A 10,374-nucleotide genomic window follows, 5' to 3' on the forward strand; every position below is an offset into this window, starting at 1 on the left:
CATGACGAGGCGGATGACAGCGCGCATGACAACGCGCTGTACCCGCAGCAAAATGCCGGAAGTGTGCGCCCGGCAGTCGCACGCCATGGCCTACGATCCCGCGCCATACTGACGTATTGCTCCGTCAGGTTTTGTCTTCGCTTCCACTCCCTGCTTCCATGATCGTCCGCCCTCACCTCCACTGGTTCCGCATGCTGCTCGCGTGGCGCGGCTCCGTGTTGCCGCAGCTACTGCCGCGCCTGTTCATCGTGCTGGTCCTCTCGATCATCGCGGTGGCCGCGCACGATCACATCCTCAAGCTCACGGTGAACCTGAGCACGGTGCCGTTTTCGCTGATCGGCATCGCGCTTGCGGTGTTTCTCGGCTTTCGCAACAGCGCGAGCTACGACCGCTACTGGGAAGGCCGCAAGCTGTGGGGGCAAATGCTCAACGAAACGCGCTCGCTGGTGCGCGAGGCGCTCACGCTGCCTCGCAACGGCGACGAAGCCGCCACGCGCGAACGAGCGCGTGAATTGGCCGGAATGCTTGCCGCGCTGCCGCATGCGCTGCGCCATCAATTGCGCAACACCGACCCGCGCGCCGATCTCGAAGCACGCTTGCCGCTTGCACTGTTCGAGCGCGTGATGGCCTCGCGCTACCGGCCGGCCACGCTCATGCTGTGCGCCTCGGAATGGGTCCGGCGCGAGACGCGCGAAGGGCGCCTCGACGGCTACGCGGTGCTCGCGTTCGAGCACAATCTCAATGGAATTTCAGACGTGATCGGCGGTTGCGAGCGCATCGTCTCCACGCCGCTGCCGTTCGCCTATACGGTGATGATTCATCGCACCGTGTACTTCTTCTGCGCGATGCTGCCGTTCGGCCTCGTCGACAGCATTGGCGGTTTGACGCCGATCTTCGCCGTGTTCGTGGCCTACGCGTTCATGGCCCACGAGGCGATCGCCTCGCAGCTCGAAGACCCGTTCGGCACCGAGGACAACGACCTCGCACTCAACATGATGTCGTCCGGCATCGAGGTCGCGTTGCACGACCTGATGGGCGAGCCCACGTCGCTGCCGGCGCGTGCGCCGGAGCAGTTCATCATCGACTGAACAGCCGCGGCCTCAGTGGTTGTTCACCGTCTCGGCCAGACGCTTCAAGGTCGCAAGACGCCCGCCTAGCAGATCGAGCCGCGCATGCTCGTCGATGAGCGGCGTGGTCGCGTCGCGATACGCGCGCCAATCGCTTTGTGCGCGCGCGAGCGTCGGCCGCGCGTGCTTCGGCATGCGCGCATACAGCTGACGGTAGTAGCGATTGAGGTCGTAGCTCACGTGCTCGCAGCGCGCGTCGGCGCTGCAGGCGCGCGCCTGCGGCGTGTCGCCGTTGTACGCGGCCGCCTGGTTGCGCAGCGCAAGCGCGCGCTCGCGCACCGGTTGCAGGCGCATGTCCGCCTCGTAGAGCGGGTAGGTGCTGCCGCTCGTGGTCGCGAACGCAGCGCCGAGCATGGTGTCCTCGGCGTCGCGCCAGGCCACCCACTTCTGCTGGCTCAGCTGCCAGCGCTTTTGCTGCGCGGGCGGCAACTTCGCGAGCAGCTGCGTGAGGGCGGTGCCGGCGGCCGTGCGCCACGCGCTGCGCGCGTCGTCCATGCACTGGATCTGCCCGGCCGTCGACGACCGGTCCGCGCGCGCGAGGCACGTGCGCATGGCCGTGTCGATCGGATCGGCCGCCGCGACCTCGGCGTGCGCCGCCGGCGCCACGGCGAACAGCACCGTGGCCGCCGAAACCAGCGACAGCGCCGAGCCCGTCGCAGCAAAGAAACGCGTTAGCCGCGCCGATGAACCACCTAACATTGCCCTGCCCTCGCGCGTTCAGTCGCGCACGCAATCCACGAAATACTCGATACGGCCGTTGATGGTCTCGCCCACGAGCCCGTGGATGTCGGTGTGGAAGCCCGGGAAGCGCTCGTTGAACTCGCGCGCGAACTTCAGGTAATTCACGATCGTCTTGTTGAAGCGCTCGCCCGGAATCAGCAGCGGAATGCCCGGCGGATACGGCGTGAGCAGGATCGACGTGACGCGGCCTTCGAGTTCGTCCACGGGCACGCGGTCGATCTCGCGGTGCGCGAGCTTCGCAAAGGCGTCCGAAGGCTTCATCGCGGGCTCCATGCTCGAGAGGTACATCTCGGTCGTGAGGCGCGCGATGTCGTTGGCACGGTAGACGCTGTGGATCTGCTGGCACAGATCGCGCAGGCCCACGCGCTCGTACATCGGATGCTGCGCGACGAACTCGGGCAACACGCGCCACAGCGGCTGGTTGTTGTCGTAGTCGTCCTTGAACTGCTGGAGTTCGGTGACCATCGAGTTCCAGCGGCCCTTCGTAATGCCGATCGTGAACATGATGAAGAACGAGTAGAGACCCGTCTTCTCCACGATGATGCCGTGCTCGGCCAGATACTTCGTGACGATCGCGGCCGGAATGCCCGTGTCGCCGAATTCGCCGTCCACGTCCAGACCCGGCGTGACGATGGTCGCCTTGATCGGGTCGAGCATGTTGAAGTTTTCGGCGAGCGCGCCGAAGCCGTGCCAGTGGTCGTTCGGGCGCAGCATCCAGTCTTCGCGCGAGCCGATGCCTTCCTCGGCCAGCTCGTCCGGACCCCAGACCTGGAAGAACCAGTCGTCGCCGTATTCGGCGTCGACCTTGCGCATGGCGCGGCGGAAGTCGAGCGCTTCGGCGATCGACTCTTCCACCAGTGCCGGGCCGCCCGGCGCTTCCATCATCGCCGCGGCCACGTCGCACGACGCGATGATCGCGTACTGCGGGCTCGTGGACGTATGCATGAGATACGCCTCGTTGAAGCGATGGCGATCGAACGCGCTGTCTTCCGAGTCCTGCACCACGATCTGCGAAGCCTGCGAGATGCCGGCGAGCAGCTTGTGCGTGGAGTGCGTGGCGAACACGAGCGCCTTCGTGCGCGGACGGCCCGCGCCGATTGCGTGCATGTCCTGGTAGAACTCGTGGAATTCGGCGTGCGGCAGCCACGCTTCGTCGAAGTGCAGCGTGTCGAGCATGTCGCCGAGCAGATCCTTGATCATCTCGACGTTGTAGATCACGCCGTCGTACGTGCTCTGCGTGATCGTCAGAATGCGCGGCTTCAGATTCGGGTTCTTCGCGAGCGCTTCACGGGCGAACGGGTTCGCTTCGATCTTCTTGCGGATGTTTTCCGGCTTGAACTCGTCGCGCGGAATCGGGCCGATGATGCCGAAGTTGTTGCGCGTGGGCGTGAGGAACACCGGAATCGCGCCCGTCATCGTGATCGCGTGCAGGATCGACTTGTGGCAGTTGCGGTCCACGAGCACGATGTCGCCCGGCGCGACCGTGGCGTGCCAGACGATCTTGTTGGACGTGGACGTGCCGTTGGTCACGAAGAACACATGGTCGGCGCTGAAGATACGCGCGGCGTTGCGCTCCGAAGCCGCCACCGGACCCGTGTGATCGAGCAGCTGGCCGAGTTCCTCGACCGCATTGCAGACGTCGGCGCGCAGCATGTTCTCGCCGAAGAACTGGTGGAACATCTGGCCGAGCGGGTTCTTCAGGAACGCGACGCCCCCCGAGTGACCCGGGCAGTGCCACGAGTACGAACCTTCGTCGGCGTACTTCACGAGTTCCTTGAAGAACGGCGGCGAGAGCGCGTCGAGATACACCTTCGCTTCGCGAATCACGTGACGCGCGACGAACTCCGGCGTGTCCTCGAACATGTGAATGAAGCCGTGCAGCTCACGCAGGATGTCGTTGGGCAAGTGGCGCGAGGTGCGCGTTTCGCCGTACAGGAAGATGGGGATGTCGGCGTTGCGCTTGCGCACCGCCTCCATGAACGCGCGCAGTGCGACGATCGCGGGCGCGTGCTCCGGCGCTTCGCCATCCGAGCCTTCCACGTAGGGCAGCAGCTCGTCGTCGTCGATCGAGAGAATGAAGCAGGCCGCGCGGCTCGACTGCTGCGCGAACGACGTGAGGTCGCCGTAGCTCGTCAGCCCGAGGACTTCCGCGCCCTCTTTCTCGATGGCTTCGGCCAGTGCCCGGATGCCGGAACCCGAGATGTTCTCGGAGCGAAAGTCTTCGTCGATGATGACGACGGGAAAACGAAACTTCATGGGCGATTCTCCAAAAGAAACGACCGCTGCATATAACGCGCAGCGGTCCCCGTATGTCGTTGTGTCCGGTGGTTGTGTGCGTCAGGTCTTCGGCAGGGTGACGCCGTGCTGGCCTTGATACTTGCCGCCGCGATCCGCGTACGAGACCTCGCAGATCTCATCGCTTTCGAAGAACAGCACTTGAGCCACACCCTCGTTCGCGTAGATTTTCGCAGGCAAAGGTGTCGTATTTGAGAATTCGAGCGTCACGTAGCCTTCCCACTCGGGCTCGAACGGCGTGACGTTCACGATGATCCCGCAGCGCGCATAGGTGGACTTGCCCAGACACACGGTCAGGACGTTGCGCGGAATGCGGAAATACTCGACCGTGCGCGCGAGCGCGAACGAATTGGGCGGAATGATGCAGACGTCGCCCTTGAAGTCCACGAACGACTTTTCGTCGAAGTTCTTCGGATCGACGATGGTCGAGTTGATGTTCGTGAAGATCTTGAATTCGTCGGCGCAACGGATGTCGTAGCCGTAGCTCGAAGTGCCGTAGCTCACGATCTTGCGGCCGTCTTCCGACATCCGGACCTGATCGCGCACGAACGGCTCGATCATCTTCTGCTCTTCGGCCATGCGCCGGATCCACTTGTCGGACTTGATTGCCATGTTCGCTACTTAACGAGAAATCGGGTCGGGAATGCATGCGGACGGACCCACCGGGCGGGTGCCGCGTGCGAAAGGCGCCTATTTTACGCGATGTGGATCGGCGTGCCTGGAACTACGCTTCGCGCGGCCGCAAATGTCGCATTCAGCCACGCTCAGCCACATTCGGCCGCGCTCACTCGGCGCGAATCAGCCCGCAGGCGAGCGCCGGGCCCGTGCCGCGTTGCGGGTAGGCATAGGGGTCGATGGCGTCCCGATGCACGATCACCGCGCGTTGCAGCACGGAGCGCACGCCGTCGAGCGAGACGTCGGGTGCGACGATAAAGCCCGTCGCCACGCCATTCGAATCCGCGTGGATGTTGCCGAGGTCCCCTTCCACGCGCGCGCCGGCCTTCAGGTGCTCCGCGGCCGGCGCGAACACAGCGCCGGCGCTCGAGGCGTCGGTGGCGTTGCAGTCGCCGCGCTCGTGCACCTGCAATGCGTGATCGCTGTCGGGCGGCAGTCCCGCGAGGTTGTAGCTCACCTGCACGCCGTCCGAGTGCTCGACGAACGAAACCGTGCCGCGCACCTGGCTGCCGACGGTGGGCAGCAGCTGCGCGTTCGCGCGCTTGTCCTGCTGGCCCATGAAGCTCGTGCAGCCCGCAAGCAGCGCGCTGCTGCACAGCGCGACGAGCGCGATCCTCCAGACGACGTGCGCATTCCCCGCTTGCCTGTCGTGTCCTTTATCCATGCGATCCTCTTGCCGGGCGGCGGCAGCCCCGTTGCTGCCGCCATACCGGACCCGATGAAGCCCACATGATACCGCGCACGCGGCGCGCCGCGCGCCTATCTGTCCCCATGCGCGGGGCGCCGCACAAGCGCCGCGGCGCACACCGGGCCTCAGGTGTTCTGCACGACGATGGTCGGGAACTTCGAGGTCATGTCGCGGGCGCGCTCGGCAATCTGGATCGCCACGCGGCGCGCAATGGCGCGATAGATTTCCGCCACCGGCCCGTGCGGCGCGGCCACGACGGTCGGGTTGCCCGAATCGGCCTGCTCGCGAATGGCGATGTCGAGCGGCAGGCTGCCGAGCACTTCCACGCCGTATTCCTTCGCCATGCGCTCGCCGCCGCCCGCGCCGAAGACATGCTCGGCGTGGCCGCAGTTCGAGCAGATGTGCACGGCCATGTTCTCGACGATGCCGAGAATCGGAATGCCCACCTTTTCGAACATCTTGAGGCCCTTCTTCGCGTCGAGCAGCGCGATGTCCTGCGGCGTCGTGACGATCACGGCGCCCGTGACGGGCACGCGCTGCGAGAGCGTGAGCTGGATGTCGCCGGTGCCCGGCGGCATGTCGACCACGAGATAGTCGAGTTCGCGCCAGTTCGTCTGACGCAGCAATTGCTCGAGCGCCGAAGTCGCCATCGGGCCGCGCCAGACCATGGGGTTGTCCTGCTCGACGAGAAAGCCGATCGAGTTGGCCTGCACGCCGTGGCCTTCGAGCGGATTCATCGACTGGCCGTCGGGCGACTCGGGGCGGCCTTCGATGCCGAGCATCATCGGCAGCGAGGGGCCGTAGATGTCCGCGTCGAGCACGCCCACAGACGCCCCTTCGGCCGCGAGCGCCAGCGCCAGATTCACGGCGGTCGTGCTCTTGCCCACGCCGCCCTTGCCCGAGGCGACGGCGACAATATTCTTCACATTGGGCAGCAGCTTCACGCCGCGTTGCACCGTATGCGCGGTAATCTCGCTCCTGACCGCGACGCGGCTCGCCTGCACGCCCGGCACCGCGGCGAGCGCCGCCTCGACTTGCTTGCGCACGGCCTCGAACTGGCTCTTCGCCGGATAGCCGAGCACGACCTCGACGCCGACCGTATCGCCTTCGACGGTGACGTTGCGCACGCCCTTGGCCACCGTGTAGGGATGGCCCGTGTTCGGATCCGTCAAGGCCGCGAGCGCGGCGTCGACCAAAGCCCGATCTATGCTCATTGAAACTCCGTGGGGAGAATGCCGGTCTGCGTTTTCGCCTGTCCGAGTGAGGACTGATCGCCTACGCGCCGGAAATCGAAAGAAATTGTTAAGCTGCATTGCGCAAAATTGCCCGAAAGGGCACGCTTCGCGGCAGCATCGATTTCGTATGCCGGCCAGGTGCTTTCGAAGCTGCAAATCCAGCGGCTTTTCGCCTGGCGGCGCTAACCTCAAGGCGTCATTGTAGTAGCTGCCGCCGCGCGCCGTTCGAAGACCCTGTTCGCATGCGGGGCCGCGAACGCCGCCGGCAGCGTCCGTTCCACTCAAGAAAGGAAAGCAAATGAACACAAGAATCCTGACTCGCCTGTCCGTCTTCGCCATTGCCGGCGCGCTCGTCGCCGGCTGCGCGACGCAACAGGGCACCAACACGGCTATCGGCACCGGTGTCGGCGCAGGCACGGGCGCGGCCATCGGCGCGATCTTCGGCGGCGGCAAGGGCGCGGCGATCGGCGCAGGCGCGGGCGCGCTGGTCGGCGGCGTCACCGGTTACAACTGGCAAAACATCAAGAACAAGCTGTCGGGCTCGACCAAGGGCACGGGCACGCAGATCACCGAGCAGCCGGACGGCTCGCTCAAGCTCAACATTCCGAGCAACGTGACCTTCGACACCAGCAGCTTCGCGATCAAGCCGTCGTTCGCACCGGTGCTCGACGAGGTCGCGCAGACGCTCCAGCAGAACCCGGAAGTCGTGGCGCAAGTCGTGGGTCATACGGATAGCACCGGCCAGCCCGCGTACAACCAGACGCTGTCGGCCAACCGCGCGCAGAGCGTAGTGAACTACCTCGCCTCGCGCGGCATCCAGATGCAGCGCATGTCGGCCGAGGGCCGCGGCGACACCCAGCCGATCGCCGACAACAGCACGGAAGCCGGCCGCGCCGCGAACCGCCGCGTGGAAATCTACCTGCGCGCAACGGCGCAGCACCAGGGCGGCTAAGCCGGCCGACGCAGTTGCCGGGAACGGCGTTGCCGGCAACTGTGCAGAAAAAACAGCGACACATCAACGGGGCGGCAGTCATGCCGTCCCGTTTGCATTTTGCGCGGCTCGAAGCCGCACGGTGAAGCCGTTGCTGGACGCCTGTTTCAAAGCGCTGGCAGAGAATCGAAAAAAATTTTCGAACTCTCGGGAAATCGCGCTGTCTGTCTTTACGGTACGTGTGCGGCAGTGCCGCCGCGTCACCATTCTCCTCTTGTCGTTGTTGCTCCGGGGCCATTCTTGCCCCGGTTTTTTTTGGCCCTGATTTGTGCAACGCAACATAGCCGTTGCTCGCGCGGCCCGCGTTCGCACGAGGCATGGCGCATACGAGCGCGCACCTGCTGGCCGAACGGTGCTGCGTCCGCCCTGCTAAAATCGCCCTTTCCCCCCGCAACATCGGACTTCCCCTCACTTATGTCAGCACCCGCCACCGACCTCGCAGCAGCCGGCGCGCATGCCAATCAAAGCGGCCGCCGCCAGATTCTCGTTACGTCTGCTCTGCCGTACGCCAACGGTCAGATCCATATCGGCCACCTGGTCGAGTACATCCAGACGGACATCTGGGTTCGCGCGCTGCGAATGCATGGCCACGAGGTCTACTACGTCGGTGCCGACGACACGCACGGCACGCCCGTCATGCTGCGCGCAGAGAAGGAAGGCCTCACGCCGCAGCAGTTGATCGCGCGCGTCTGGCAAGAGCACAAGCGCGACTTCGACAGCTTCGGCGTGTCGTTCGACAACTACTACTCCACGGACTCCGAAGAGAACCGCGTGCTCTCCGAGTCGGTGTACCTGGCGCTCAAGGAAGCGGGTTTCATCGAGACGCGCGACATCGAGCAGGCCTACGATCCGGTCAAGAACATGTTCCTGCCGGACCGCTTCATCAAGGGCGAGTGCCCGAAGTGCGGCGCGAAGGATCAGTACGGCGACAGCTGCGAAGTGTGCGGCTCCACCTACGCGCCTACCGACCTGAAGAATCCGTACTCGGTGGTCTCGGGCGCAACGCCCATCCGCAAGACCTCGACGCACTACTTCTTCCGCCTCTCGGACCCGCGCTGCGAAGACTTCCTGCGCGGCTGGGTGAGCGGACTCGCTCAGCCGGAAGCGACCAACAAGATGCGCGAGTGGCTCGGCGACTCGGGCGAATCGAAGCTCGCCGACTGGGACATCTCGCGCGACGCGCCCTACTTCGGCTTTGAGATTCCGGGCGCGCCCGGCAAGTACTTCTACGTGTGGCTCGACGCGCCGGTGGGCTATTACGCGAGCTTCAAGAACCTGTGCGAGCAGCGCGGCATCGACTTCGAAGCCTGGGTGAAGGCCGGTTCGAAAACAGAGCAGTACCACTTCATCGGCAAGGACATCCTGTATTTCCACACGCTGTTCTGGCCGGCCATGCTCCAGTTCTCGGGCCACCGCACGCCGACCAACGTGTTCGCGCACGGCTTCCTGACCGTGGACGGCGCGAAGATGTCGAAGTCGCGCGGCACGTTCATCACGGCGGAAAGCTATGTGACCACGGGCCTGAACCCCGAGTGGCTGCGCTACTACTTCGCCGCGAAGCTCAACAGCACGATGGAAGACCTCGACCTGAACCTCGAAGACTTCCAGGCGCGCGTGAACAGCGACCTCGTCGGCAAGTACATCAACATCGCGAGCCGCGCGGCGGGCTTCCTGATCAAGCGCTTCGAAGGCCGCGTGCAAGATAGCGCGATGAATCATCCGCTGCTCGAGCAACTGCGCGCGGCGATTCCGCAAATCGCTGCGCACTACGAAGCACGCGAATACAGCCGCGCGCTGCGCCAGACGATGGAACTCGCCGACGCCGTGAACGGTTACGTCGATGCGGCCAAGCCGTGGGAGCAGGCCAAGGATCCGGCCAACGCGGTGGCGCTGCACGAGAGCTGCAGCGTGAGCCTCGAAGCGTTCCGCCTGCTTTCGCTCGCGCTCAAGCCGGTGCTGCCGCAACTCGCTCAAGGCGTGGAGCAGTTCCTCGGCATCGAGCCGCTCACGTGGGCCGATGCAGGCAAGGCGCTGTCGTCGCAACAGCCGATCAACGCGTACAAGCACCTGATGACGCGCGTCGATCCGAAGCAGATCGAAGCGCTGCTCGCCGCCAACCGCGATTCGCTGCAGGCAACCGATGCGCCCGCCGCAGCGGCTGCGGACGCCAGCAAGAAGTCGAAGGCTGCCAAGGAAGCGAAGAAGCCTGCCGCCGATGAAACGCCCGAAGTCATCTCCATCGACGACTTCGCGAAGATCGACCTGCGCGTGGCGCTGATCGTCGACTGCAATATCGTCGAAGGGTCGGACAAGCTGCTGCAACTCACGCTCGACGTGGGCGAAGAAAAGACGCGCAACGTGTTCTCGGGCATCCGTTCCGCGTACAAGCCGGAAGACCTCAAGGGCAAGCTCACGGTGATGGTCGCGAACCTCGCGCCGCGCAAGATGAAGTTCGGCATGTCCGAAGGGATGGTGCTCGCGGCCTCCGCGGCCGACGAGAAGGCCGAACCGGGGCTGTATATTCTCGAACCGCATTCGGGTGCCAAGCCGGGCATGCGCGTGCGTTAAGGCGAATCAAGCGCAAACGCCACGGCGTTGCGCTACACGCGAAAAAAAGCACAC

At 64.7% G+C, this 10,374-nt stretch carries 8 protein-coding genes; 3 read left to right on the forward strand and 5 right to left on the reverse strand.

Annotated features, from left to right (window positions below; translation table 11 throughout):
- The first annotated feature begins 158 nt into the window (after positions 1 to 158).
- Positions 159 to 1,088, forward strand: a complete 930-nt coding sequence (locus tag U5A57_RS16960) for a bestrophin family protein (protein WP_321912713.1) — start codon at positions 159 to 161, stop codon at positions 1,086 to 1,088.
- A gap of 12 nt (positions 1,089 to 1,100) precedes the next feature.
- On the opposite strand, the gene U5A57_RS16965 is transcribed toward U5A57_RS16960, so the two are convergent.
- The 5 genes from U5A57_RS16965 to apbC all read right to left on the reverse strand — a co-directional run bounded on the left by U5A57_RS16965 (position 1,101) and on the right by apbC (position 6,740).
- A complete protein-coding gene (locus tag U5A57_RS16965) occupies positions 1,101 to 1,826 on the reverse strand; it encodes a lysozyme inhibitor LprI family protein (RefSeq protein ID WP_321912715.1) in 726 nt (241 codons plus the stop codon).
- Positions 1,827 to 1,844: 18 nt separating this feature from the next.
- Positions 1,845 to 4,124: an arginine/lysine/ornithine decarboxylase gene (locus U5A57_RS16970; protein WP_321912717.1), complete on the reverse strand. Its 2,280-nt coding sequence runs from the start codon at positions 4,122 to 4,124 to the stop codon at positions 1,845 to 1,847.
- 81 nt (positions 4,125 to 4,205) lie between these two features.
- Positions 4,206 to 4,775, reverse strand: a complete 570-nt coding sequence (gene dcd, locus U5A57_RS16975; protein ID WP_028207739.1) for a dCTP deaminase — start codon at positions 4,773 to 4,775, stop codon at positions 4,206 to 4,208.
- Positions 4,776 to 4,947: 172 nt separating this feature from the next.
- Positions 4,948 to 5,502: a superoxide dismutase family protein gene (locus U5A57_RS16980; RefSeq protein WP_321912719.1), complete on the reverse strand. Its 555-nt coding sequence runs from the start codon at positions 5,500 to 5,502 to the stop codon at positions 4,948 to 4,950.
- Between the two features lie 149 nt (positions 5,503 to 5,651).
- On the reverse strand, positions 5,652 to 6,740 hold the full coding sequence (gene apbC, locus U5A57_RS16985; protein ID WP_321912721.1) for an iron-sulfur cluster carrier protein ApbC: 1,089 nt from the start codon (positions 6,738 to 6,740) through the stop codon (positions 5,652 to 5,654).
- A 319-nt stretch (positions 6,741 to 7,059) separates the two neighbouring features.
- On the opposite strand from apbC, the gene U5A57_RS16990 reads away from it, so the two are divergent.
- Together U5A57_RS16990 and metG are read left to right on the forward strand one after the other, a co-directional pair.
- A complete protein-coding gene (locus U5A57_RS16990; RefSeq protein WP_321912722.1) occupies positions 7,060 to 7,713 on the forward strand; it encodes an OmpA family protein in 654 nt (217 codons plus the stop codon).
- 453 nt (positions 7,714 to 8,166) lie between these two features.
- A complete protein-coding gene (gene metG, locus U5A57_RS16995; protein WP_321912724.1) occupies positions 8,167 to 10,320 on the forward strand; it encodes a methionine--tRNA ligase in 2,154 nt (717 codons plus the stop codon).
- The last annotated feature ends 54 nt before the right edge of the window (positions 10,321 to 10,374 follow it).

Source organism: Paraburkholderia sp. J11-2 (assembly GCF_905220185.1).
Lineage (GTDB): Bacteria > Pseudomonadota > Gammaproteobacteria > Burkholderiales > Burkholderiaceae > Paraburkholderia.